Source organism: Bartonella sp. AR 15-3 (assembly GCF_002022445.1).
Lineage (GTDB): Bacteria > Pseudomonadota > Alphaproteobacteria > Rhizobiales > Rhizobiaceae > Bartonella.
The window spans coordinates 577,318-602,688 of the sequence record NZ_MUYE01000001.1; the positions used below are offsets into that span (position 1 = coordinate 577,318).

Genomic DNA, 25,371 nt, shown 5'->3' on the forward strand with positions numbered 1-25,371 from the left:
TAAAATTATAACTATCACGGAATTATCTATAGATAACTCGAATTGATAGAAAACATTACGAATGTAGTGCATTTTATGGGGTCGATTTAATCGAAATTGTATTTAAATATGGTGAGGAAATTTCTAAGTCATATTAGTTTGCTTTTTTGTATAAGAAGACGTGATGTTAAAAATTACGTTTAAAATGCGTTTGAATACAAGTTTATTTTATAAAATTACTATTACTGTATTTCTGAATTAGATAGATTAATCATTTATTACTTATAAAATAAATATAGTTTTTATTCTTTAATTAAAAAACATCATATTTTACCGAAAAATAAAAAGTGAGCCTTGAAATAATATTGATTAATGTACAGTAAGTACTAAGAGGTTACCATACTTTCTTTGTATTGGACTTTACTAATTGTTGTGCTCATAAGTCATATTAATATAAAATAATATCTTATAAAATTTTTAGTACGAATACATTGACAAGTTAGTACTTTCAGTCGATATATATTAGAAAATATTGTGATAAATATTTATGCATTTCACAACAAAAGGTGTAAAAATAATGGCAGAACAATCACAACACCTGCAGGATATTTTTTTAAATACAGTTTGTAAGCAAAAAATTTCTCTTACAATTTTTCTTGTGAATGGTGTTAAACTGACAGGTATTGTAGCATCATTTGACAGCTTTTGTATTCTTCTACGCCGTGACGGGCATGAGCAGCTAGTCTATAAACATGCTATTTCTACAATTATGCCAGGGCAATCTGTACAGCTTTTCGAAAACGAAGATAATAAATAAATTGTATATCTTTTATCCTTTTTATAATATTTAAATTATCATGATAGGTAAAAATGAGAAATCTGGAAAGTTTGTTTCACAGATTGAGAAGCCGATGCGTGTTGCTATTTTTGTACCGATCTATTCTTACGGATACAAGCAGCAAAAGACTTCCACTGAACGCTCAGTAGATTCTCGAGTAAGAGAAGCCTTAGGATTAGCGCGTGCTATTAAGTTGAATGTTATTCATTATGAAATTATCAATATTGCTAGACCATGTTCTTCAACTTTGTTTAAAATAGGTAAGGTAAATGAATTTGCACATTATATAAATGAGCATCAAATTATGCTTTCAATTGTTGATCATTTTTTAACGCCAGTGCAGCAGCGTAATTTGGAAAAATTATGGAATTGTAAGGTTATTGATAGAACAGCTTTGATTCTTGAAATTTTTGGTGATCGGGCGCGAACAAAGGAAGGGGTTCTACAAGTAGAATTGGCGCATTTATCTTATCAAAAAAGTAGGCTTGTTCGTAGTTGGACACATTTAGAGAGGCAACGTGGTGGTAGTGGCTTTTTAGGTGGTCCTGGTGAAACTCAAATTGAAGCAGATAGACGTCTTTTGCAAAATAAAATTATCAGTATTCGTCGCGAATTAGAAACCGTTGTTAAAACACGCGCTCTTCATAGAGCTAAAAGGAAAAAGATACCTCATCCTGTCATTGCTTTGGTGGGATATACAAATGCAGGAAAATCAACACTTTTTAACCGTTTAAGTAATTCTAACGTGTTGGCAAAGAATATGCTGTTTGCAACTCTTGATCCCACTTTACGTAAAATTGTTTTACCTCACGGGCAAACAGTTCTTTTATCCGATACTGTGGGTTTTATATCTAATTTACCAACACATTTAATTGCAGCGTTTAGAGCAACCCTTGAAGAGGTGATAGAAGCTGATTTAATTCTCCATGTAAGAGATGCATCCGATCCTGATCATCATGCTCACGCTCAAGATGTTGTTGAAATACTTTCAAGTCTTGGGATTGATATTAATAACATAGATCATATCGTGGAAATTTGGAATAAAATTGATATGTTGGATCAGCACGCATTGGGTGTTTTGCAGACAAACTCAAAAAAAATGTTAAATTCTGTACTAATGATGTCAGCCCTTACTGGTAAAGGGGTAGATCAATTGTTAGCCCTTATTGAAAAGAAAATTTTTGGAGACATACAGAGTGTTGAGCTGATTTTAAAGCCTAATGAAATGAGGATTATTGATTGGTTCTATAAGAACTCTAGTCAAATAGAACAAAAAAGTAATGATGATGGCTCTATTATTGTTAAAGCAGTACTTACTGCTGAAGCAAAAAAACGATTGCACTATATAAAATAAAATATGCAATAAAGTTATCGTAAATAAAAAAATTATTTTTATGTTTTCTTATCTCTCAATAATATAATCTTTAGTTAAGGGGATAGTTACTACTTTTTCTTAAATAAAAAAGAGTAATGTATTTTGGGGATTAAAATAAAAATGAATTTTAAGTGCGATAAAAAACTGTTAGCACGCATAATGCCGCGAAAAGCTCTAATTGCTTTGTTAGTAACAATACACTGTGTATTGTCAATTTTGTTATATTATTTTGTTTATCCAAAAACTTATCAAGCAACATTAACATTTATGTTATCCGATTCTAGTGGGGTACCATTATCGACTGATAAAGAAAATAATATTATCGCATTACTGTTTTCGCAACCTCTTCTTCTAAATTATTCAAGTTCTGACAGGGCAATTTCTTATGATTCATACGTAAAAAGTTTTTATAAAAATATTCAATTATTACGCAAAGGCAATTTTATTGATCTTTCTTTTGAAGCAAAAACTATTGAAGATGCTCGACAAGGCTTAGAAACTTGGTTTTCTAACTTTTCTGATAAGCTCATGAAGCGAGATAAAAAATATGATAAAAGTACACTTTTTCATATTTTTCAAACATTTCGTTCATCTATTGTTTCTACCATTCGTCATGAAGCCAAACAGGCCGAGTTAAATAGCCTTTATGCACAGTTAACGGATACAATTTTGAGACGTATTCGTTTAAAAAGTTTAAATTCAACTATTAAAATGATGCGTCAACAAGGACACTCTTTATTATCTTTGTCATTTATAGCAGATAATTCTGCTGTTATAGCTCTTGAGGCTAAACTTGATCTCTTGAATACACAAAAAGCTCATATGGTCGTTCAATTAGGTTGGGGACATCCTCAAATCAAGGCAATGATTGCAGAAATAGAGGAACTCTCTACTCAGTTAGAAAGTAAAATTTCGCAGATTGTTGACCAAACTCGTTTAGATGAGATCATTGCAGAGAGTGTTGAAACACAGTTAAGAGAGAAAATTAGTACTTTTGTGGAGGATCAGTCTCAATCCTTAAACCAGGTGTTAAATAAGTTAGAAAATAAAATAAAAGCAGTGATAGATATACAAAGCCAAGAAATAAGTAAGGATACTCTTTCATTACAGAATATAAAGATTCATGTGATAACTCCAATAGAAGTAACCTCAATTTCTTTTATGGATTTTTATAGCAGAAATATTTTTGTTATTATATTTGTAAGCTTAATCGCTTTGGGAGGAGGGCTATTATTGCAAAAATATTCTGGAACAAAAAAAAAGAACTCAGAGAAAGAAAGTCTTAAATGTAATACTAGTATCTCCTTATTCAAGACAAAAAGAAGTTCTGAAACTTTGAGTACAATAGAGGAATTATCAGCTTTCCTGAAATCACGTGTTTCGACAGTTGTTTCAATAATCGGACCAGAAGCTGCACGAATAGCAGCAAAATTATCTCTTCATCTTATCAAAGAATATAAAACAATCTTGTTGGTAGACATTTCTGGGCAACAAATAGAAAAAGTGATTGGCCCACGTTCAGGATTGAGCGACGTCTTAACAGGATGTGCACAATTGCATGATGTTATTTATCATGATTATGATACAGGGATTGATATTTTACCACGTGGTATCACAAGTGCTGAGCGTGCAAAAAAATTTTCAAATGCTATTCCTATTATATTACAAGAATTTAAAAAAGATTATGATTTTATTATTTTAGAGATGACTATCGAGCCTCAATATGGACTTGAAGAAATTGTAGAATGGACAGATTATTATGTTTGTGGTGTTCCACTTTATAAACATAATTGGATAGCGCAGATGGTATATAAATTCCCCAAAAAGGTTTATCGTGTCAATACATAGTTGTAATGTACCAAAGCAGTGGTAAATTATATCTTAGCAGGACTTTGGTTTTTATAGTGAATTGATGAATAAATATGTCGTAATAACTAAAGCTTAATGTTTAAATTTTGCAAATTTGTAGTTGTAGATGAACTGGAGATAATCGAAAATGACAATAAAAAGGTTGAATGAGATAGCTTTGACGCCACTACAAAAACAAAATAGAAAACAGATACAGATATGGCTTTATGCTGTTTTACTGCTTTGTTTAGCAATTGTTTTAATAGGCGGAGCTACCCGTTTAACGGGATCCGGATTATCAATAACTGAATGGAAGCCGATTTATGGTGTAATTCCACCGATTAGTATAGAACAATGGCAAGAAGAGTTCTTGAAGTATCAACAGATAGCGCAGTATAAGATACTCAATCATGATATGACTTTAAATGCATTTAAAGTGATTTTCTGGTGGGAATGGGGACACCGTTTTCTTGGTCGTTTGGTTGGCCTTGTAGCTTTGTTGGGTTTAATTTGGTTTTGGGCAACTAAGCGTATTGAAAAAAATATTTTTCTTCAGCTTGTATCCGTACCGGTTCTTATTGCTGTTCAAGGTGTTATTGGCTGGTGGATGGTAGCTTCTGGTTTGGGGACAAGTAATTTAACAAGCGTTAGTCAATATCGTTTAGCGCTTCATCTAATAACGGCATGCTTTGTAATTATTTTTGTTACTTATTTATCTCGAGGGCTCACAGAATATTCAGAACAACCGGCAGATCGAGCTGTGCAACGTTTCGCAGGTTGGTTTGTTTTTTGCATTTTAGTTGAGATTTATTTTGGTGCTTTAGTTGCAGGCCTTCATGCAGGCAAGGTTTATAATACATGGCCATTAATGGATGGACAGATTATACCTGACGGATTATTGAATTATAATCCCGTTTGGCTCAGTTTATTTGAAAATCCTTTAACAGTGCAATTTATACATCGTGTTTTTGCGTATTTTTTGTTTATTATAGCGATTGTTCATGTTTTGTATGTAAGCAAAAAAAATCCTCGTTCAATGCATGCTCGTCGTGCATTGTTGTTATTTATTATCATAGTTGTTCAGGCATTTTTGGGTATCATTGCATTGTTAAATGAAGTGCCAATTAGTTGGGGGCTTATTCATCAAAGTGTTGCGTTAGCAGTATTATGCTTTTCAGTTGTTCATTGGCGAGCCACAAAGGGGGCATACCTTGCTCTTAAATAACAATTTTTAAAAAACATTTCAGCCTGAGAGCATTAAATCAAGATTTTGAACAGCCGATGCGGATGCTCCTTTCCCCAAATTATCTAATATAGAACAAAGATTGAAAATACCATCATTGTCATTGCCAAAAACAAAAAGTTTCATACTATCTTTATGTGCTAAGGATTCTGGATTTAGTTTAGTTAGTGCTTCGGTTTCTTCTTGTGGTGCAATAGATATTGTATTTTGTTCATTGTAATGGATATAAAAAATTTCACGAAGATCAGAACAGCTAGCTGATTTTGTAAATAAATTGCGATGTAGGGGGATATTAACAATCATTCCTTGAGGAAAACGACCAACGCTTGGCACGAAAACAGGTGTTTGGCTAATTTGTCCATGAGTTTTGATTTCGGGAATATGTTTATGATTAAGATTCAGACCATAAATAAAATAGTTTTCTTCCAAAGAATCTTTTCTGGATTGATTTTCCATTTGAGCAATTAATTGTCTACCACCACCTGTATAGCCAGATATAGCATTAATTGATATTGGGTAATTAGAGTCTATTAAGCCTGCTTCACGTAATGGTCGAATCAAACTAATTGCACCGGTTGGATAACATCCAGGATTTGCAACATAGTGTGCTTCTTGGATACGTTTTTTCTGTCCTTTTGTCATTTCAGGAAAGCCATAGACCCAGTCTGTAGCAGTGCGGTGTGCTGTTGAGCTGTCAATAATTCTAATTTTTTTATTGTTTTTAAGGAGTTTAATTGTTTCCCGTGCCGCTTCATCTGGAAGACATAAAATAACAATGTCAGCTTGATTAAGATAGTCTTTTCGAGAATCAAGGTTATGGCGATTTTCGTGAGGGATAGATAGCAATTCTAAATCAGAACGTTTTGCCAATCGTTTTTGTATTTGTAGTCCGGTTGTTCCATGTTCACCATCAATAAAAATTTTTGTTGCCATCTATTATCCTTGAATTCAATTTTTTCTGTGATCCCACTTTATAATACCCTGTCTAATTAAATGACTGAATATCTTGAAATATAAATTTATTATTTTTCTTGTTTGAAAAGAGTATAATAGTATTACATATATAAGTTTTAACATGTAATTTTTACGTCATTTATTTTTTATGAAGATAGAATTTTATTGCTTTTATAAAAAAATATAAGCTGAACTCTTACTGTATTTACAGTTTTTGAACTTAAATTTTTAAAAGATTTTGTCTATAAGATTTGCTGTGTTACCTTCCATTACTTTAATTTAGGACACGTTTTATGAGCAAGCAAGCAAATGATCTGCGTAAGTGTTTTTTTAATGATAGTTTACAAGTTGCTGATTCTATAGTTTTTGATGCAATTAGTGGCGAGCTTGGACGTCAATGCTCTGAGATTGAATTGATAGCCTCAGAAAATATTGTTTCAAGGGCAGTTCTTGAAGCTCAGGGATCTATTTTAACCAATAAGTATGCAGAAGGTTATCCAGGAAAGCGTTATTATGGTGGTTGTCATTTTGTTGATTTGGTTGAAGAATTGGCAATTGAGCGAGCAAAAAAGCTTTTTGGCGCAGCTTTTGTAAATGTGCAGCCTAATTCTGGTAGCCAAATGAATCAAGCTGTATTTTTAGCTTTGCTACAGCCTGGTGATACGTTTATGGGGTTGGATTTGAATTCTGGTGGCCATCTCACCCATGGTTCGCCTGTTAATATGTCAGGCAAATGGTTTAATGTTGTTTCATATGGTGTGCGTCAAGAAGATCAGCTTCTAGATATGGAAGAAATAGAGCGTTTAGCAAAAGAGCATAACCCAAAGCTTATTTTAGCAGGTGGCACAGCCTATTCACGCTTATGGAATTGGAAATTGTTTCGTGAAATTGCAGATGAAATTGGAGCATACTTGATGGTTGATATGGCTCATATTGCAGGTTTAGTCGCTGGAAATGCTCATCCTTCACCTGTACCATATGCTCATGTAATCACTACAACAACGCATAAATCATTACGTGGTCCCCGTGGTGGTATGATATTGACAAATGATGAAGCTTTAGCCCAAAAAATTAACATGGCAGTTTTTCCCGGTCTTCAGGGTGGTCCTTTAATGCATGTCATTGCAGCTAAGGCTGTTGCATTGGGAGAGGCTTTGCAACCTACTTTTAAAGATTATATTGCTAATGTAGTTGTTAATGCTAAAACTTTAGCAGAAAGCTTAAAAAGTAATGGTTTAAATATTGTTTCTGGTGGTACAGACAATCATTTATTTTTAGTCGATTTACGTTCTAAAAATATAACAGGAAAGGGTGCGGAACAAGCTTTGGGGCGTGCTAATATTATTTGCAACAAAAATAGTATTCCCTTTGATCCTAAAAAGCCATCAATAACTTCAGGAATTCGTTTGGGTACAACTGCTGCAACAACACGTGGTTTTACAGAAAGTGAATTCACTCAAATTGGAAATTTTATTACAGAGGTTCTTGATGGTCTTAGTTTGGCAGGAAGCGATGGAGAGAATACTTCAGTCGAAATAGCTGTCAAAAAGAAGGTGCATGATATGACAAGTGAATTTCCTCTTTATTCTTATTTGATGTCTTGTTGAGGTGTAGAAAATATGCGGTGCCCTTATTGCCAATGTGAAAATACGCAGGTTAAAGATTCACGTCCTGCGGAAGAGGCAACAGTCATTCGTCGTCGACGTGTGTGTTCTGTTTGTGGTGGTCGTTTTACAACTTTTGAACGTATCCAGCTGCGTGAACTTTTTGTTCTCAAAAAAAGTGGTCGGAGTGAGTTGTTCGATCGTGATAAATTAATGCGGTCGGTTAATATAGCAATACGTAAACGTGATATTGATCCTGAGCATATTGAACAGGCGATTTCCGGTATCGTGAGACAACTTGAGAGTTTAGGAGAGCCTGAGATTTCTTCAGAAAAAATTGGTCATCTTGTAATGGAATCTTTAAAAGGTATCGATGATATCGCTTATATTCGTTTCGCTTCTGTATATCGTGATTTCCGTAATGCGATTGATTTTCATAATGTGATAGATGAATTATCAAAAGGTGCAACGGATATAGAATCTTGTTTTGATGAATAAAGTAGCACAAGATAAGCGATTTATGGCTGCCGCTATTCGTTTAGCAGAACGTCACATTGGTCTTACGGGTGAAAATCCTTCTGTTGGTGCATTAATTGTACAAAATAAAGAGACAGGCTCCTCTATTGTTGGTTATGGAGTAACTGCTCTTCGAGGAAGACCTCATGCTGAAGTGAAAGCTTTACTTATGGCTGGTCCTTTGGCCTATGGTGCGACCGCTTATGTTACTTTAGAGCCATGTTCACACTATGGAAAAACTTCACCATGTGTTAATGCACTTATTAATGCAGGTATTACTCGAGTTGTCATTGCTCTTTCAGATCCCGATCAGCGAGTTTATGGTTGTGGTATTACTCTTTTACGTGCAGCAGGTATTGAAGTTACTGAAGGAGTTTTAGCTGAAGAAGCTTTTGAAACATTAAGTGCTTATTTATGTGTAAAGAAGTTACAGCGCTGTGAAGTCACTTTAAAAATGGCTATTTCCGCAGATAATGGTATAGGCAAAAAGGGGAAAAGTAGTGTAGGGATTAGTGGAGAAATTTCTCGTGCACAAACTCATATTTTGCGTGCTCAAAATAACGTGATTATGGTTGGTATTGGCACTATATTAGCAGATGATCCACAATTAGATTGTCGTTTGCCAGGACTTGGAATGCGTTCACCTATACGCGTTATTTTGGATAAGGATTTACGCATTCCTCTTGATGCGAAAGTCGTTCAAACAGCAGCAAATATACCTACATGGGTTATTTGTGGTACAGTCCTTTCGAAAAAAAGAAAAAAAATAGCTTTAGAACAATATGGTGTGAGCATATGTTCAGTGGATACTAACAATAATGTGATATCACCTTTTACTATTTTACAACTGCTTTATCAGCGTAAAATCAATAGTGTTTTACTTGAGGGAGGAGCAAAGACAGGAGAAATATTTTTAGATGCTGGTTGTGTAGATTGTTTAATATGTTTTTATGCACCGATTATTTTAGGAAAAGATCGAATTAAGGCCCCTCATTTTCAATCTTATCTTTCAGAGTTTAATGAAATTGAAATGAGAATGCTGGGGAATGATCGTTTGTGTAAATGGAGACGTAAGATATTATGTTCACGGGAATCATAACGGATATTGGTTGCGTTGAAGATATTCAACCTTTAAAACAGGGAATACGTTTAAATATTTCTACTCATTATGATGTGGAGAGCTTAGAGATAGGTGCATCAATTGCGTGTTCAGGTATTTGTTTGACAGTTGTTGAGCGCACATCAAAGCCCACAGTTGCTCATTGTTTTACTGTTGAAGCGTGGGAAGAAACACTATGTTTAACTAATCTTACACAATGGACAAAAGGAACTTTTATTAATTTAGAGCGATCATTACGGCTTGGTGATGAAGTGGCAGGACATTTAGTTTTTGGCCATATCGATGGTTTGGCTGAAATTCTTGAGAAAAAAAATGAAGGTGATGCGACTCGTTTTCATCTGCAGGCTCCAATGAAATTAGCTCCGTTTATTGCAGAAAAAGGTTCTATTGCACTTAATGGAACATCATTGACTGTTAATTATATTGAAAATAATATTTTTGATGTTCTGATTATCCGTCATACGCTTGAGATGACAACGTGGGGCCAAGCTAAGGTTGGAGATCAGGTGAACTTGGAAGTTGATCAATTGGCTCGTTATGTAGCTAGGCTTTCAGATTTTAAAATGAATAAGGTGTAAAATTATTTTATTTTTCTGATAGGGGGCCATATGACAAAAAATACACATAAAAAGTTGCATGTTTTGATTGTTGAAGCGCGTTTTTATGATGAGATTTCTGATTCTCTCCTTGCAGGCGCGGTTAGTGTTTTGCAACAAGCTGAAGTGAGTTATGATATTGTGACGGTTCCAGGAGCATTAGAAATTCCTTGTGCAATAACTCTAGCTGAAAAAAATAATGAAATACACTACGATGGTTATATAGCTCTTGGTTGTATTATTCGGGGAGAAACTTATCATTTTGAAATTGTGGCTGATAATTCTTGTCGCGCATTAATGGATTTAACCGTTTATCAACAACTTGCTATTGGCAATGGAATTTTGACCGTTGAAGATAAATTGCAAGCATGGGAACGTGTGAGAAATGATGAAAAAAATAAGGCTGGTTTTGCTGCTAAAGCCGCTTTATCTATGATTGCTCTAAAGAAAAAATTTGGAGATAATCATTAAATATGGATGATATAAAAGGCAAAGATTCTTTAATTTTAGCTAATAAACGAGGGGCAGCAAGACTCGCTGCTGTACAAGCGCTTTATCAAATGGATATAGTTGGTATTGGTGTGAGGGAAGTAATAGCTGAATATAAGGCTTATCGTTTAGGAAAAGATATTGATGGCAGTCAGTACCTTGATGCTGATTTTCAATGGTTTCGCTCTATTGTTGTTGGAGTTGTAAAAGACCAAAAGCAGCTTGATCCTATGCTTCATCAACAACTTTCTGAAGAATGGGCGCTTTCACGTCTTGATTCTACATTACGGGCAATTTTGCGCGCTGGTTTATGGGAGTTGATCAACCGCAAAGATGTGCCTGTTGCTGTTATTATGAACGAATACGTCGATATAGCCAAGGCTTTTTTTGAAAGTAATGAACCAAGGCTTGTAAATGCAGTTCTTGACAGTATAGCAAAGGAAATGTGTCAATAAAGTTGTAAAAAAAATCCCAATAATATTGGGATTTTAATTGAATATGTAAAAACTAATGGTTAACAACCGGATCATCGGCAGGATCTGGAGCGCCTTTGATAAGTTGGATCAAAAACGGTTGATCATTACCACCAGTTGGTGTTGTTTGTGTGATGAAATCAAAAATTCTCCCATCCTGTAAACCATAATTGGCTATTTTTATAACTTGACGATCTTTGTTAAAATAAATTGCCAAAACTTTGCGATCAGTAATTTTGGTTTTCATAAACTGCATTTTTCGGTATCGAGTTTGTGAAATATAATAGAAAACTTCATTATTATATTGCGTTTTCAGAGAGGGGGATCCTAAAGCTAAAAGAACTTGTTCTTGACTTGAACCAACAGAAATAGAATCAAGAGCACTTTGATCAAGAATATAACCTTCTTTATATATTTGGCTTGAATTGAGAGAGTTATATATTTGACTTGAGTTTAAATAATTAAGTGGATTACAGCCTGTGATGCCCATGATGCTTACTATTGAGAAGGCAATCAGTAATTTACGTTTAGTGATTAGTATGTGGGGTATTTGAAACAATGATATCTCCATTTTACATTTAGTAATATATGATGAAAAGGTGATCTCAAGTCTTTCTTAAATTTTTGATTTAATTATTATTCACCATATCTTACGATGACTTTTACTATTATAATGCCATATAGAGTTTCTCTAGAAAAGAAAAAAAGCATAAATATAATCTGGTCAAATAGAAAACGCAGTATAATATACTCTTTTTTATATCTTGGAGTTTCTAATGACTGTTTCAAGTATTTCTCGAATGGAATTTGCTTTCACTTATCCAGTATCAGTGCGCTCATTACCTATAAAAGGAATAAGAGTCCATATTTGCGCAGATCGACAGGAATGTGCATATTTAGCTAAGAATCATGGTTTAGTTGATGTAAAATTGTTTGAGGGAGAATTTTGTATTTTACCATGGAAAAAACGTGGAGTACGTGTAAAAGGTTTATTAAAGGCACGTATAATACAATCATGCGTTATTACATTAGAGCTGCTAGAAGATATTATCCATGAGAATATTAATGTTGTTTTTGTTCCTGAAGATTCAAATTTAGTTAAACCTAAAATATCAGAAGGTACGGGTGAATTATTTTTAGACGCAGAAGGACCAGATATACCAGAAATATTTTATGGAGATAAAATTGATATTGGTGCAGTCATGGAAGAATTTTTAGAATTATCAATTAATCAATACCCACGTAAAGAAGGGGCTAGTCTAGATACAGTTAAAGATTTAGAAAAAATTAAACAAAACTCCTCACCATTCTCTATTTTGAAAGAGCGGAAGTGATTGTAAAGATATAAATTGTCTATTGTATACTTGTGTAAACTTTTCTAAAAAGAAATTGTAGCGATAATTTTTATAATTGTTTAATAGCAAACAGTTGCGATGTAAATTTAAAGATATAGGATAAGCAAGCGTGATTAAAATTTCTGTGGATGTAATGGGTGGTGATTATGGTCCAGAAATTACTCTCGCGGGAGCTGCAATTGCTCAGAAATATTTACAAAATATTCATTTTTTGTTTTATGGAATAGATCAAGTTGTTGAACCGATTTTAAAAAAATACCCTCATTTGGTTGCAGCATCATGCTTTTATCCTACAGAGGGTTATACACGTATGGATGAAAAACCAAGCCAAGCACTTCGTAATGGGCGTGGTAAATCGTCAATGTGGCATGCGATTGAGGCCGTAAAAAATGGCAAAGCTGATGCTTGTGTTTCTGCCGGTAATACTGGTGCACTCATGACAATGTCTTACTTTTGTTTAAAAATGATGGCAGAAGCTGAACGTCCTGGTATTGCTGGTATTTGGCCAACTCTTCGTAGTGAAAGTATTGTTTTAGATATTGGCGCGACAATTGGAGCATCTGCTAGTCAATTGGTTGATTTAGCAGTTATGGGTGCTGGAATGTTCCGTGCTTTATATCATATTGAAAAACCAAGCGTTGGGTTGTTAAATGTGGGAGTTGAAGAGGTTAAAGGCTTGGATGAAATAAAGAAAGCGGGAATGATATTACGTAAAGTACAATTAGATGGTTTAGAATATAAAGGATTTGTTGAAGGAAATGATATTGGAAAAGGAACTGTTGATGTTGTTGTAACTGAGGGGTTTTCCGGTAATATTGCTTTAAAAGCTGCAGAAGGAACCGCTCGACAGATGGCCGAAACCTTAAATATTGCTATGCGTAGTTCTATTCTTTCATATTTTGGATATCTTTTATCACGAAGTGCTTTTCGTAAATTGAAACGTAAAATGGATCCAGATAGGGTTAATGGTGGTGTGCTTTTAGGCCTAAATGGTGTTGTTATAAAAAGCCATGGTAGTGCTAATGCTAACGGTTTTGCTTCTGCTATTCGTGTTGGTTATGAAATGGTAAGTAATGGACTCTTAAAAGAAATAGCCACAGATTTACGACTTTTTCATGAGAGTAAAGCATTACTTTTTGAGGATGAAAGGGAAGCTGAGATGAATATGATGGAGGGAGTATGATAGAGATTTGCAGTGTAAAGGAGAAGGTTAAGGCGACATGATTCGATCAGTTATGTGTAGTGTAGGAAGTGCCTTACCAAAAAAAAGCTTATCGAATGATGAGATTACAAAGTTTGTTGAAACATCTGATTCGTGGATTGTTCAACGCACGGGAATTCGTCAACGTTATATTGCTGATAATAATGAAACTACTGTTTCTTTAGGAATAAAAGCTGCACAAGAAGCTCTAAAAAATTCTGGTATGACAGTGAAAGATATTGATTGTATTATTCTAGCAACTTCAACACCTAATCGTACTTTTCCTGCTTCTGCTGTTGAGATTCAGCATGCTTTAGGAATGAAACATGGCTTTGCTTTTGATGTTCAAGCTGTTTGTTCTGGTTTTATTTTTGCATTGGTAACAGGAGATGCTTATTTACGTTGTGGAGTAGCAAAGAGAATTTTGGTGATTGGATCTGACACATTTTCTCGAATTTTAGATTGGACAGATCGTACAACATGTGTTTTATTTGGCGATGGTTCAGGTGCAGCTATTTTAGAAGCACAAGAGTTTGAAGGTACTTTTGCTGATTCTGGTATATTGTCGGCCAAATTACGTTCTGACGGTGCGTATGCAGATAAGCTATATGTTGATGGTGGTCCTTCAACAACACAAACAACAGGTTATTTACGCATGGATGGACGAGAAGTTTTTAAACATGCAGTTAGTATGATAACTGATGTAGTTGATGATTGCTTTGCAGCAGTTGAGATGAAGCCTTCTCAATTAGATTGGTTTGTGCCTCATCAAGCTAATAAGCGTATTATTGAAGCATCAGCTAGAAAGCTAGGGATCACGAAAGATCGGATTGTTATTACCATTGATCAGCATGGTAATACATCTGCGGCATCGGTACCGTTAGCTTTAGCGACTGCTATTCAAGATGGGAGAATTAAAAAAGGAGATCTTATTATGCTAGAGGCTATGGGTGGAGGTTTTACATGGGGAGCGATTCTCATCCGCTGGTAAGTTATAGCGGCTTGACCACATTTAAATAAAACGTATAAGTTTTTTGTAATTTTTAATATTTAAATAGGTGAATAATGACAAGTAAGACAGTAACACGTGCAGATTTGGCTGGCGCTGTTTGTAGAAAAGTGGGCTTGTCACACACTGAATCAGCTGATTTAGTTGAGTTAGTCTTGGGTGAAATATGCAATTCACTTGTCAAAGGTGAAATGGTTAAATTATCTTCTTTTGCAACTTTTCAAGTTCGAGATAAAAGTGAACGAGTTGGACGCAACCCAAAAACAGGTGTCGAAGCATCCATTCCACCACGGCGTGTGGTAACATTCAAGGCTGCAAACGTGCTTAAGAAAAGAATTTTAGATACGCATCGTGCAAAGAAAAAATAATTTTATATTAAATAGACAATATTAAGATGTTTGTTCTTTGTTAAAGAATCTTATATTTTAAGTAAAGAGTCTCTTATTAAAGAGATTTGGTATTGTGATCAATCTCAATAAGAATATTAAATTGATCAGTCATTGTAAAATATTGATATAATTTTAGGTGAGGTATTATAAAATGGATAAAAGCCCCGATGCTTTTCGCACAATTAGTGAAGTAGCTGATCTATTGGGGCTCCCGCAGCATGTATTAAGATTCTGGGAAACACGGTTTACTCAGATTAAACCATTGAAGCGTGGGGGCGGACGTCGTTATTATCGGCCTAATGATATTGATTTACTCAATGGTATAAAACAATTACTTTATGGACAAGGTTATACTATAAAAGGTGTACAACGTATTTTAAAAGAAAAGGGAACTCCTTTTATTATTGCTCTTGGCAATGGTGATCTTGACGCTATGAATATTTTAATAGAAAAAAAATGTGCAGAACAGGAATCTGAATCTGTTCCTACTAAGTCAAAAAAGATAGCATTTGGGCTTTTGGGGTTTATGAAGAATGAAGGAGAAGCATCTATCGGTGCTATAAATAATTATCGAGATAAAACTGATAAAGTATTGCTACAGGAAGTGCTATTTAATTTAATTGAGTGTAAACGTATTCTTGACAAAGCCCGATAATAATAATCTGTTATATAGTCTTTTTATGGTATCAGGAGTTAATTAAGAACGTAAATCTGGTGGTGTTGCTTCATCCAGCAATTGTTGAAAGACTTTTTCTATAGGTAAAAAGGTTTGCTTTACACTTCCTAAGCGGCGCATATTGACGCTATTTGTTTCGGCTTCACGTTTACCACATACCAAAATTACAGGAATTTTTTGTAAAAAGTGTTCGCGTATTTTGTAGTTAATTTTCTCATTGCGGGAATCTAAAGTTGCTAAAAGACCGATAGCCTTGAGTTTTTCTGTTATTTTTTTTGCATACTCATTCGAATCGGATGTAATCGTTGCTACAACAATCTGTTGAGGTGCAAGCCAAAATGGTATATGCCCAGAAAAGTTCTCAATTAATATACCAAGAAAACGCTCCATTGATCCAAAAATAGCTCGATGGATCATAACAGGTTGGCGTTTTTCTGAATCCTTATCAATATAAAATGCTCCAAAGCGCTCAGGTAAATTAAAGTCTACTTGTGTTGTTCCACATTGCCACTCGCGGCCAATAGCATCTGTCAGTGTATATTCAAATTTCGGTCCATAAAATGCTCCTTCCCCAGGAAGAATGCTTATTTTAACACGTCCTGAAAATTTTTTCTCAATAGTTTTAAGAACAAATGTCATGATACTTTCAGCATGGTCCCATAATTCATCTGAGCCAACACGTTTTTCTGGGCGTGTTGAAAGCTTAATACTGATTTCTTTAAAACCAAAATCTGCGTAGGTTGATAAAATCAAATCATTGATGCTAAGGCATTCATCAGCTAATTGTTCTTCAGTACAAAAAATATGTGCATCATCTTGTGTGAAACTACGTACCCGCATAAGTCCATGTAAAGAACCTGAAGGCTCATAACGATGAACAAGGCCAAATTCAGCTAGTCTAATGGGCAAATCACGATAGGATTTTAAACCGTGTTTAAAGATCTGTACATGGCCAGGGCAATTCATTGGTTTAAGAGCATAAATATGTTCATTATTCCAGTCATCAGCAGCTGGGATTGTTTTGAACATATTTTCTTTATACCATTCCCAGTGACCTGATATTTCCCAAAGTGACTTATCAAGAACTTGAGGCGCTTGAACTTCAGCATATTTATGATTATCAAGGCGACGACGCATGTAACTGATCAAATTTTGGAACATTTTCCAACCTTTTGGGTGCCAAAAAATCATTCCTGGGCTTTCTTCTTGAAAATGAAATAAATCCATTTCTCGTCCTAAGCGGCGATGATCCCGTTTTTCCGCTTCTTCTAGCATATGAAGATAGGCTTTTAAGTCATTTTCATTAGTAAATGCTGTACCATAAATTCTTGTTAACATAAGATTATTGGAATCACCACGCCAATAAGCGCCTGCAACTTTCATCAATTTAAATGCATTACCAATTTGACCAGTAGATTGCATATGTGGACCACGGCAAAGATCAAACCAGTCGCCTTGATAATAGATTTTCAAATCTTGATCATCAGGGATAGAATCAATAAGCTCAATTTTATAGAATTCATTTTTTTCAGAAAAAATCTTCTTAGCTTTTTCACGAGACAAAATTTCTTTTCTGAAAGGTTTATTGCGTTGAATAATTTCATGCATTTTCTTTTCAATGGTAGTAAGATCATCTAATGTAAAAGGTTGTTTACGTGCGAAATCATAATAAAAACCGTTTTCAATAACTGGGCCGATTGTAACTTGTGTTTCAGGAAAAAGCTCTTGTACTGCTTCAGCTAAAACATGTGCGCAATCATGGCGTATCAATTCAAGTGCACGTGGATCATCGCGGGTGATGATTTCTACTTGTCCAGATTGTTCTAATGGATCTGAAAGATCTTTAAGAGCTCCGTCAAGACTGTAAGCAACTGCTTTTTTTGCAAGTGACTTAGAAATAGATGCGGCTAATTCTAAACCAGTTGTTTCACTTGGATAATTGCGCTTTGAACCATCAGGAAAAGAAAGAAAAATAGAGCAAGACATAAAGAACCCTTTTAATCCAATTCTGCTAACGATTGCAGATGGTTTCGTGAACATTTAGCAATAATCAATTAAAGCTAATAGGCTAATTTCTTATCAACCCTTTTTTAGGCATAACGTATTAAAAAAGAAAAGACTATTTATTACGTTTGATAGAAATCTTCCAGTAGTACCAAGGTTTATAGGAATTTTCAATAGAGGTTGGTACTGGATCGAAGCCATTTGTTCCAAACGGACAACAACGTATAAGACGAAAAAATCCCATCCATGCGCCTGCCCATAGACCATGGCGTGCAATCGCTTCGTAGGCATATTCTGAACAAGTTGGTCTGTGACGACAATGAATGCCTATAAAGCTAGACAGGGTTATTTGATAGAAACGTATTAGTCCGATACCAATTAATCGTCCAGGCGTTTTCTGCCAAGGTCCCATGTAGTTTCTTGTGTATGTTTTATTTGTTTTTATTTGTTGTTTAGCCATTCATTTTTTCTTCAATTTGTTTAATACAATCTATAACTGCGTCAAAAGTAAGCATTATCGATGCATGACGTGTTTGATAGTCTTTAATAGGTTTTAAACAAGCAAATGCTTCAAATGGGGCTGAAGGGGGAGGGCCGTTCTTTGTTAACATATCCTGAATAATTTTATGTAGTATTTTAAGGTCTTGCGTTTTTTGACCAATGATATGATATGCAAGAATAGAAGATGAAGCTTGTCCAAGTACACATGCGTATATCTCATGAGCAAAATCTATGATAGTGCTATTTTCTACTTTTAGGTCGACGGTAACAGTTGATCCACAAAAACGTGCACACTTTTTTGATGTTGCATCTGGATTGTTAAGACGACCAATTTTGCTTATATGTGCAGCATGTTCAAGTATTTTATTGCTATAGATATTGTCAATCATAAGCTATTATCTGATTTTTGAGAGTTATTGCTGTTTAAGCTTTTAATTCATTTATATAAAGATTATATAAAAAATAATAAATATCTTATACTACATAATTAAGTTGGAGTTTTTTAAATGTGTGATATCATGAAAGGAGGAGCAACTAATCTATTTCTCTCTAAGCAAAAAAAGCCTAGTATTGAAGAAGTGAAGGTGGCGATTCACACATTACTATTATGGATAGGAGAAGATCCAAAGCGAGAAGGGCTATTAAATACTCCAAGTCGTGTTGCTAAAGCGTATCGTGAGCTTTTTGCTGGTTATACTGAATCAGTTAAAGAAATTTTAGATACAGTCTTTGAGGAAGTCTCAGGATATAATGAACCAATTATATTAAAGAATATTTCTTTTTATTCACATTGTGAACACCATATGCTTCCGATTATTGGTAGAGCCCATATTGCTTATCTCCCTGATAAAAAAGTTGTTGGACTTTCAAAAATTGCACGTGTTGTAGATGTTTTTTCTCGTCGTTTACAAACGCAAGAAAACATGACGGCTCAAATAGTTGATGCTTTAAAGACACATCTAAAGCCTCGTGGTATTGCTGTAATGATTGAGGCTGAGCATATGTGTATGGGTATGAGAGGGATACGAAAGCAAGGTGCTACGACTATTACAACAAGTTTTCATGGATATTATCAAAGTAATCAAATGGCACAAGATAGCTTTATGTCATTAATACACTAATTATGGTAATCTGTAAAATATGCACTTTAAGGATTTATATTATTAAATGTGAAGTAGCGTGAAATAAAATAAATTATGAGAATATAAAAATAAACTTGTACCCTATTGTATGATTTGTTAAATGCGGAGATAATGTATTTTGCTTATACCATGTGCGGTCGTGGCGGAATTGGTAGACGCGCAGCGTTGAGGTCGCTGTGGGGCAACTCGTGGAAGTTCGAGTCTTCTCGACCGCACCATTTATATTTTTTGTGATTGATGTTTAAAATGCAGATAAAAGCTGTAATAGTGAGCATTAAGATGCGAATTGTGTACATTTTTTCTAATGTCTTATATAATTAATTGCTTTGTCGCAGGTTATTAGAAAACTGTATCTTGTGTTATTATTATAGGTACGAAATATGAGTTTTTGTTTATCTGATAAGATTAGGTAGTATTACAGTGAAAAATGTATTACTGTTAAAGCATTTAGTACTTTTTATTTGTGTTACTTTTTTGGTTGCGTGTGGTGGGTCGCGTGCTGTACTTTGGCATGGAATACATGCAACACCGTCTATGGTTGCTGCACAGCGAAAAGTTGAAAAACAAATTCTTCCAAAAGCTGTTATTCCAGTTTACGTTGCTACAAGTCGTATGATGCAGGATAATTATTCTCAGCCTTATGGAGCAGAACGGTCAAATAAAGTATATTACAATCGTGTTGATATAGGAATTCCTCAACAACATGTGAAAGGTATGGTTGAGACAAATGCTTATAAGCCTAGTCATGATAAATATTTTGCAGCAGTTGCTTTGCAAAAATATGATAATAAAGAACAGTTTAAACAACAATTAAATATTGCGTTAGCAAAAAAAACAAAAGGAAAAAAAGAAATTTTTCTTTTTATTCATGGCTATAATAACAATTTTGCAGATGGTACATTCCGTACAGCTCAGTTCGCTTACGATTATTCTTTGAATGTTGTTAATGTGCATTATTCATGGCCTTCGGCTGGTGCAATACCTCTTTATATTTATGATCGTGATAGCGCTAATTTTGCGCGTGATGGACTGATAGAGCTTCTGATGACTATCAGTGAAACAGATGCTGATAAGGTATCAATTATTGCACACTCTATGGGTAATTTCGTTACGATGGAAGCGTTTAGAACTCTAGCATTACAAGGAAAGTACAAGCTAATTCATCGTATTACGAGTTTTTTAATGGCAGCGCCTGATATTGATTTTGATGTATTTGAGCGTCAACTTAATGATATTAAAATATTACCTCAACCCACAGCTATTTTGGTATCTCGTAAGGATAAAGCTCTTGCTATTTCAGGGCGCCTTACAGGTGGACATCCTCGTGTAGGAGATGGTTCAAATATTGAAATGTTATTGAAGAATGGAATAGCTATTCTTGATTTATCTAATATTGATGGTGGCGCGCATAATGTATTTGCATCATCACCAACATTAATGGCTCTATCTCGAGAAGGATCTTTAGCTTCAACAATTATGCAAGGGACAGAATTGTCACCTCGTGAGGCGATTCTTGCTGATGGTCACAATATTTTAAAGAGAACAGCAGATTTTATTCTTTATACGCCTATACATCTCTTATCTCCATTAACTAATTATTAAATATAAAAAATCAAATATAATAATTTAATATAAGTAAATTAGAAAAGAGGTTTTTTTAGCACTTTTTTTAGAATGATTCTATAGGATTTAAAATGAATAGTGGAATAAATGTATACAACTAATCACTGGGTAGAATTATAATGGTTCAACAAAAATACTATACTAAGACACTTACATTAGTTGATTATTTATCTTATTCTGCAGTTAGATTATTAAATATTTATGCTATGCTTTTGAAAATAAAAAAAGCTAATATAAATGGAGCGCCAGATTTATTGCATAAAATTGATTCTACTAAACAGCAATTAGATGAAATAAGTTATGCTCTTGTTTTAGAATATCGCAAACGTCAAGAAAGCGAACATTTTTTAAAACAAATTTTAATATCAATCTCCGATCAAATTTTTTCACTTAATAATAGTTTTAAAGAAACTAGTCGTCTTTTATTCCAAGAAATACGAACGATTCAATCACAAGTTCAGTATTTTTATGAAGGTGAAGAGAAACAACATTCATTAACTAATAATCAGGAAACGTCTTATTCTTCATCTAAAATTGATGATATTATTCAACAATTACAAAAGGCACGGCAGAATCTTGCTTTTGAGAATCCTCATCTCTTTGAAAATAATACTGCAGTTCAAAATAAAAACTAAAATGTATGATAATTTAGTGCTTTATAAATAGTTTTGTAAATGGATTAAATTAGATAATGCCACTAAGGAAAGGCACATGAATTTCTTGTGTTTATTATTAAATAATTTGATAAGGAAGAAAAAAGATTTCATTAAACAAAAATGAGAAGCAGGAGTGTTGATATCGTTGAAAAAATAATTCTATAAGAGAAATTTAATAAAAAATATTATTACCTTTATTATATTTAAAGATATTTTTATTTGATTCTTTAATTATAAGGGTTTGAGAAAAAATTTATTAAATCTTACATGAAATCATTAATACTGCAAAAATTCTAATTTAAATTGATTGTGAAATCTAACTAAAGTTTATGTATTAACTATTTTATAGATTTAAGAACTAAAAATATAATCGTTTTTTCCCCTTTTAGAAAATTTATTCTAAGGTTAAAAGAAATTCTTTATGCTTATCAAAGATAAAAGGATTTGCAAAAGCTCCGCACTTTCCTTTTATCTATTTTAAATTATAACTATAAGCAATATAGATAGTTGTAATATTCAAAAAAATATAAACTATCTAGCCTTTAGTTCTAGCAATTTTATGAAGAAAAAAAAATCTTCTATAGTGCTCTCGTATATTTTAATTAAATAAGTTAAATTATTTTGATGGGAAATATTTTTCTACCAATGCATAAATAATTGCTGCGGTTTCAGTATCCAAAATTCCATCATAATTTTTTGGACGAAAATGAAGCTGAAACGCTATAATCAAGTTTTTATACCCGCTTTCAGTATTTGCAGTTGAAGTATCATATCCATACTTTTTCAGTTTAGCTATGACTTCTGTTTTTGCTTTTATAAATGATGAAAGATTTTTAGCAAATTCTTTTTGATAAGCATATTTTTGTTCTTCATCATACCATGCTCCTATACCTGCATCATAAAGTTTTTTCCACGGAAAAGCCGCACCTGGATCTATTTTTCTTCCAAGAGCAATATCACTATGGCCAACAACATTAGTTGGTGAAATATTTGGATAACGTTGAAGAATATTAAATGTAAGTTCTTTAATTGCATCAATTTGCTTTGGGTGAAAAGGTGGAAATGTAAATTTTCCGTTATTATCGGTTGCTAGATTGACTGTTTCAATTCCAATAGATGTATCATTTAGATTGTTACGTCCAGCCCATGAACTAACACCAGCATGCCATGCACGCTCATTTTCATCTACCAAATTAAAAATGCGCACATCTTTAAAACCTGCATCCATGTAAGTCTGTTCTGAAGGATCAGGAACAAGATAATGGGCGCTGACTGAGGGTCCTGTAAGAGTTGCAACAGATGATTTAAAGTTGGCTGCAGTGTAATGCATTACTAGAAAACGAACTCGACGATTAAAGCCCTGTACAGTACGATAGCTATTATAATCAATTTTATACATAATAAATCCCCTTTTATTTAATCTTTAAACTATAGCATAATAATTATTAAAAAACTTATTAAATAAATTTAATACTTTTGTTATTATAATAATAAATTTTATTTATAGATAAAAGAAACAAATTTTTTTATATTTATTATTAAGAATAACATATTAATAAATATTATGTAGTTGATAGAAAAAAGCGAGAAACATATGAAAAAGTAATTTAATAATATATTTAAAATTCTATTTAGAATTATTATTTATAATTTATGAAGATAAATTGTTTTTATTACTTTAAGGCTATTGTATAGATTTAAAATCCAGATAATTCATATGCATGTTAATATTTAGCAATTTCAGTTATTCTCTTAAGATATATGTGTTTTAAATTAAGAAGAGATTAAAAATTGAGGATGATTATGACACTAATATGATTTGTATTTGATTTGAGAATTATTCTGTGTAGGTGAATAGATTGCTTATTTTGAGATTCTTGCTGATTAGAAATATTTGATGTAATAGTAAAAATAGCCTTAGGTGCTCAGACTTATTTGTTAACTAATATAAAACTTTAATGCTGCTTAACATATAATTATAAACTGACTTACTTAGATTAAATATTTCTTGTACATTGCTTTATAATATTTAATTTATATAAAAAGTAAAATAATTAAAAGTATTATTAAGTATTTTTTTATTTTTGATATATATATAATGTTATTATTATTTTAATAATAATTTTTTGTAAACTAATCAAAACTCAGATATCAAATTTTGTATAATTTAAAGAGAGGTATGTTTTATCCATTTTCTTTTACACTTTTTATATAGTTAGCAAGAGCGTCAGTTTCTTGTTTAGTAAAAAAAAGGCCAAGTTTTGAACGGCGCCATAATATATCTTCACATGTTTTTGCCCATTCTTTTTTCATTAACCATTTCACTTCTATTTCATAAAGCCCATGTCCAAAATATTTTCCTTTATCCACATTCCCATTCGCAAATATTATAAATGTCTCTAAGCCATAGGAACGAGCAAGCCTACGGCAAGTAAAAGCATCTAAATCTGGAAGTAAAGCAGAAATTCTCTTTTCAATCAGGTCTAATCTATTATATGGAAAATCACCTCCAGGGAGTACAGAATTCATTGTCCATGGTCCTTTCTTAGAACCAAGCGCTTTTTCAATAAATTTCATTGCATCTTCAGCCAATATGCGATAGGTCGTTATTTTCCCACCATACAGATTAAGAATTTTGGGTGTATTTTCTATTCCTATTTCTTTTAGGACATAATCACGCGTTATTTCTTGAGCTATTGAAGTACCATCATCATAAAGAGGACGAACACCCGAATAGGTCCATATAATGCTATCACGCAATATCGGTTGCGTGAAATATTCATTTGCTACTGCACAAATATAATCGATTTCTTCATCACTAATAGATACATCAGTAAGATTACCTTGATAATCACAATCTGTTGTTCCGATTAATGTGAATTCTTCCTGATATGGAATAGCGAAAATAACACGATTATCGCTATTTTGTAAAATATAAGCGCGATTATACGTGTCAAGTTTTGGGACCAAAATATGGGATCCTTTAACAAGCCGGATAGGTGGAAGTTCTGTAGAATTTAAAACATTCTCTAAAACATGATTAATCCAAGGGCCAACCATATTTGCAACATAAGAAGCTGTAACGCAATATTTTTTATCACTTAATTTGTCATGAAGAGTAATAAGCCATTTGTTCTCTTCTATTGTTAAGGATAGAACTTCTGTTCGTACTTTTATATCAGCCCCCCATTTTTCTGCATCTCGTGCATTAGCAATGACCAAGCGAGCATCATCTACTATTGCATCAGAATATTCAAAACCTTTATGATATTTTTTTTTAAGAGAGGTGCAAAAATTTTTTGAAAAGTCAATCATTCTGGTACGCTGAAATATTTGATTCCAACCACCAAGATAATCATAAATAAAAAGTCCTAAACGTAATATCCAAGAAGACCGTAATTTTTTATGATAAGGTAGGATAAAGCGTACAGGATGTACAATGTGTGGAGCCATACGGCAAATAATTTCACGTTCTTTCAATGCTTTACTAACTAATCTGAATTCATAGTGTTCAAGATAACGAAGACCACCATGAATAAGCTTTGTTGATGCACTTGATGTACCCGATGCAAGATCATTCATCTCAGCTAATCCAACACTAAATCCACGACCAGCTGCATCTCTGGCTACTCCGCATCCATTTATTCCGCCACCAATAATAAATAGATCGTAATGCGTGGTGGCTTTCATTGTCTTTTTTTCCATATTAAGTTGGCTTTACAGGAGTTAATGGTGTCAATATTTGAGTGATCAAGATAAGTATTTTATAGCAAATATTGG

25 protein-coding genes and 1 tRNA gene are annotated in these 25,371 nt (G+C 33.5%); 19 read left to right on the top strand and 7 right to left on the bottom strand.

From position 1 onward, the window contains the following. Positions 1-556: 556 nt before the first annotated feature. From hfq to BAR153v2_RS02645, 4 genes are all read left to right on the top strand, one after another. Complete coding sequence (hfq, locus tag BAR153v2_RS02630; RefSeq protein ID WP_078680186.1) at positions 557-796, top strand: RNA chaperone Hfq; 240 nt, start codon at positions 557-559, stop codon at positions 794-796. A 40-nt stretch (positions 797-836) separates the two neighbouring features. After that, positions 837-2,171, top strand: a complete 1,335-nt coding sequence (hflX, locus tag BAR153v2_RS02635) for a GTPase HflX (protein ID WP_078680187.1) — start codon at positions 837-839, stop codon at positions 2,169-2,171. A 141-nt stretch (positions 2,172-2,312) separates the two neighbouring features. Further along, complete coding sequence (locus tag BAR153v2_RS02640; protein ID WP_078680188.1) at positions 2,313-4,040, top strand: hypothetical protein; 1,728 nt, start codon at positions 2,313-2,315, stop codon at positions 4,038-4,040. Positions 4,041-4,188: 148 nt separating this feature from the next. Beyond that, the gene (locus tag BAR153v2_RS02645) at positions 4,189-5,265 is read left to right on the top strand and encodes a COX15/CtaA family protein (protein WP_078680189.1); all 1,077 of its coding nucleotides are present in this window, start codon (positions 4,189-4,191) and stop codon (positions 5,263-5,265) included. An 18-nt stretch (positions 5,266-5,283) separates the two neighbouring features. Here BAR153v2_RS02645 and argC read toward each other — a convergent pair whose 3' ends face one another. Next, complete coding sequence (gene argC, locus BAR153v2_RS02650; protein WP_078680190.1) at positions 5,284-6,216, bottom strand: N-acetyl-gamma-glutamyl-phosphate reductase; 933 nt, start codon at positions 6,214-6,216, stop codon at positions 5,284-5,286. Positions 6,217-6,530: 314 nt separating this feature from the next. On the opposite strand from argC, the gene glyA reads away from it, so the two are divergent. The 6 genes from glyA to nusB are packed head-to-tail and all read left to right on the top strand — an operon-like array spanning position 6,531 to position 11,017. After that, positions 6,531-7,844 carry a serine hydroxymethyltransferase gene (gene glyA, locus BAR153v2_RS02655; RefSeq protein WP_078680191.1) on the top strand — a complete coding sequence of 438 codons (1,314 nt, stop codon included), beginning with the start codon at positions 6,531-6,533 and terminating at the stop codon, positions 7,842-7,844. Positions 7,845-7,856: 12 nt separating this feature from the next. Further along, entirely contained in the window at positions 7,857-8,339 is a 483-nt protein-coding gene (nrdR, locus tag BAR153v2_RS02660) for a transcriptional regulator NrdR (RefSeq protein ID WP_078680192.1), read from the top strand. Beyond that, positions 8,332-9,456, top strand: a complete 1,125-nt coding sequence (ribD, locus tag BAR153v2_RS02665; protein ID WP_078680193.1) for a bifunctional diaminohydroxyphosphoribosylaminopyrimidine deaminase/5-amino-6-(5-phosphoribosylamino)uracil reductase RibD — start codon at positions 8,332-8,334, stop codon at positions 9,454-9,456. The genes nrdR and ribD overlap by 8 nt, the downstream gene beginning before the upstream one ends. After that, entirely contained in the window at positions 9,438-10,055 is a 618-nt protein-coding gene (locus BAR153v2_RS02670; RefSeq protein WP_078680194.1) for a riboflavin synthase, read from the top strand. The genes ribD and BAR153v2_RS02670 overlap by 19 nt, the downstream gene beginning before the upstream one ends. A gap of 30 nt (positions 10,056-10,085) precedes the next feature. Continuing rightward, positions 10,086-10,544: a 6,7-dimethyl-8-ribityllumazine synthase gene (locus tag BAR153v2_RS02675; protein WP_078680195.1), complete on the top strand. Its 459-nt coding sequence runs from the start codon at positions 10,086-10,088 to the stop codon at positions 10,542-10,544. A 2-nt stretch (positions 10,545-10,546) separates the two neighbouring features. Next, complete coding sequence (gene nusB, locus BAR153v2_RS02680) at positions 10,547-11,017, top strand: transcription antitermination factor NusB (RefSeq protein ID WP_078680196.1); 471 nt, start codon at positions 10,547-10,549, stop codon at positions 11,015-11,017. A gap of 52 nt (positions 11,018-11,069) precedes the next feature. Here the strand turns inward: nusB and BAR153v2_RS02685 are convergent, their stop codons facing one another. Further along, positions 11,070-11,585, bottom strand: a complete 516-nt coding sequence (locus BAR153v2_RS02685; RefSeq protein WP_078680933.1) for an outer membrane protein assembly factor BamE — start codon at positions 11,583-11,585, stop codon at positions 11,070-11,072. 226 nt (positions 11,586-11,811) lie between these two features. Here BAR153v2_RS02685 and BAR153v2_RS02690 point away from each other — a divergent pair, with 226 nt between their 5' ends. From BAR153v2_RS02690 to BAR153v2_RS02710, 5 genes are all read left to right on the top strand, one after another. After that, positions 11,812-12,369: a DUF177 domain-containing protein gene (locus BAR153v2_RS02690; protein WP_078680197.1), complete on the top strand. Its 558-nt coding sequence runs from the start codon at positions 11,812-11,814 to the stop codon at positions 12,367-12,369. A gap of 130 nt (positions 12,370-12,499) precedes the next feature. After that, positions 12,500-13,573 carry a phosphate acyltransferase PlsX gene (gene plsX / locus BAR153v2_RS02695; RefSeq protein WP_078680198.1) on the top strand — a complete coding sequence of 358 codons (1,074 nt, stop codon included), beginning with the start codon at positions 12,500-12,502 and terminating at the stop codon, positions 13,571-13,573. Between the two features lie 37 nt (positions 13,574-13,610). Next, positions 13,611-14,582, top strand: a complete 972-nt coding sequence (locus BAR153v2_RS02700) for a beta-ketoacyl-ACP synthase III (RefSeq protein WP_078680199.1) — start codon at positions 13,611-13,613, stop codon at positions 14,580-14,582. 74 nt (positions 14,583-14,656) lie between these two features. After that, positions 14,657-14,968 carry an integration host factor subunit alpha gene (locus BAR153v2_RS02705; RefSeq protein ID WP_078680200.1) on the top strand — a complete coding sequence of 104 codons (312 nt, stop codon included), beginning with the start codon at positions 14,657-14,659 and terminating at the stop codon, positions 14,966-14,968. Positions 14,969-15,140: 172 nt separating this feature from the next. Further along, entirely contained in the window at positions 15,141-15,644 is a 504-nt protein-coding gene (locus BAR153v2_RS02710; protein WP_078680201.1) for a MerR family transcriptional regulator, read from the top strand. A gap of 42 nt (positions 15,645-15,686) precedes the next feature. Here the strand turns inward: BAR153v2_RS02710 and thrS are convergent, their stop codons facing one another. From thrS to BAR153v2_RS02725, 3 genes are all read right to left on the bottom strand, one after another. After that, positions 15,687-17,651, bottom strand: coding sequence for a threonine--tRNA ligase (gene thrS, locus BAR153v2_RS02715; RefSeq protein WP_078680202.1), 1,965 nt, complete (start codon positions 17,649-17,651; stop codon positions 15,687-15,689). 133 nt (positions 17,652-17,784) lie between these two features. Beyond that, positions 17,785-18,129 carry a membrane protein insertion efficiency factor YidD gene (gene yidD / locus BAR153v2_RS02720; RefSeq protein ID WP_078680203.1) on the bottom strand — a complete coding sequence of 115 codons (345 nt, stop codon included), beginning with the start codon at positions 18,127-18,129 and terminating at the stop codon, positions 17,785-17,787. Continuing rightward, the gene (locus BAR153v2_RS02725; RefSeq protein ID WP_078680204.1) at positions 18,122-18,559 is read right to left on the bottom strand and encodes an iron-sulfur cluster assembly scaffold protein; all 438 of its coding nucleotides are present in this window, start codon (positions 18,557-18,559) and stop codon (positions 18,122-18,124) included. The genes yidD and BAR153v2_RS02725 overlap by 8 nt, the downstream gene beginning before the upstream one ends. A 117-nt stretch (positions 18,560-18,676) precedes the next feature. On the opposite strand from BAR153v2_RS02725, the gene folE reads away from it, so the two are divergent. From folE to BAR153v2_RS02745, 4 genes are all read left to right on the top strand, one after another. Continuing rightward, complete coding sequence (gene folE, locus BAR153v2_RS02730) at positions 18,677-19,291, top strand: GTP cyclohydrolase I FolE (protein WP_078680205.1); 615 nt, start codon at positions 18,677-18,679, stop codon at positions 19,289-19,291. Positions 19,292-19,445: 154 nt separating this feature from the next. Next, positions 19,446-19,530: transfer RNA gene (locus BAR153v2_RS02735), tRNA-Leu, on the top strand. A gap of 202 nt (positions 19,531-19,732) precedes the next feature. Further along, entirely contained in the window at positions 19,733-20,914 is a 1,182-nt protein-coding gene (locus BAR153v2_RS02740) for an alpha/beta hydrolase (protein WP_078680206.1), read from the top strand. A gap of 140 nt (positions 20,915-21,054) precedes the next feature. Continuing rightward, positions 21,055-21,570 (top strand): hypothetical protein, encoded by a 516-nt coding sequence (locus BAR153v2_RS02745; protein WP_078680207.1) that lies wholly within the window; start codon positions 21,055-21,057, stop codon positions 21,568-21,570. A gap of 637 nt (positions 21,571-22,207) precedes the next feature. Here the strand turns inward: BAR153v2_RS02745 and BAR153v2_RS02750 are convergent. Next, a complete protein-coding gene (locus BAR153v2_RS02750; RefSeq protein WP_078680208.1) occupies positions 22,208-22,990 on the bottom strand; it encodes an N-acetylmuramoyl-L-alanine amidase in 783 nt (260 codons plus the stop codon). A 785-nt stretch (positions 22,991-23,775) separates the two neighbouring features. Then, positions 23,776-25,281 (bottom strand): glycerol-3-phosphate dehydrogenase, encoded by a 1,506-nt coding sequence (glpD, locus tag BAR153v2_RS02755; RefSeq protein WP_198934315.1) that lies wholly within the window; start codon positions 25,279-25,281, stop codon positions 23,776-23,778. Between the last annotated feature and the right edge of the window lie 90 nt (positions 25,282-25,371).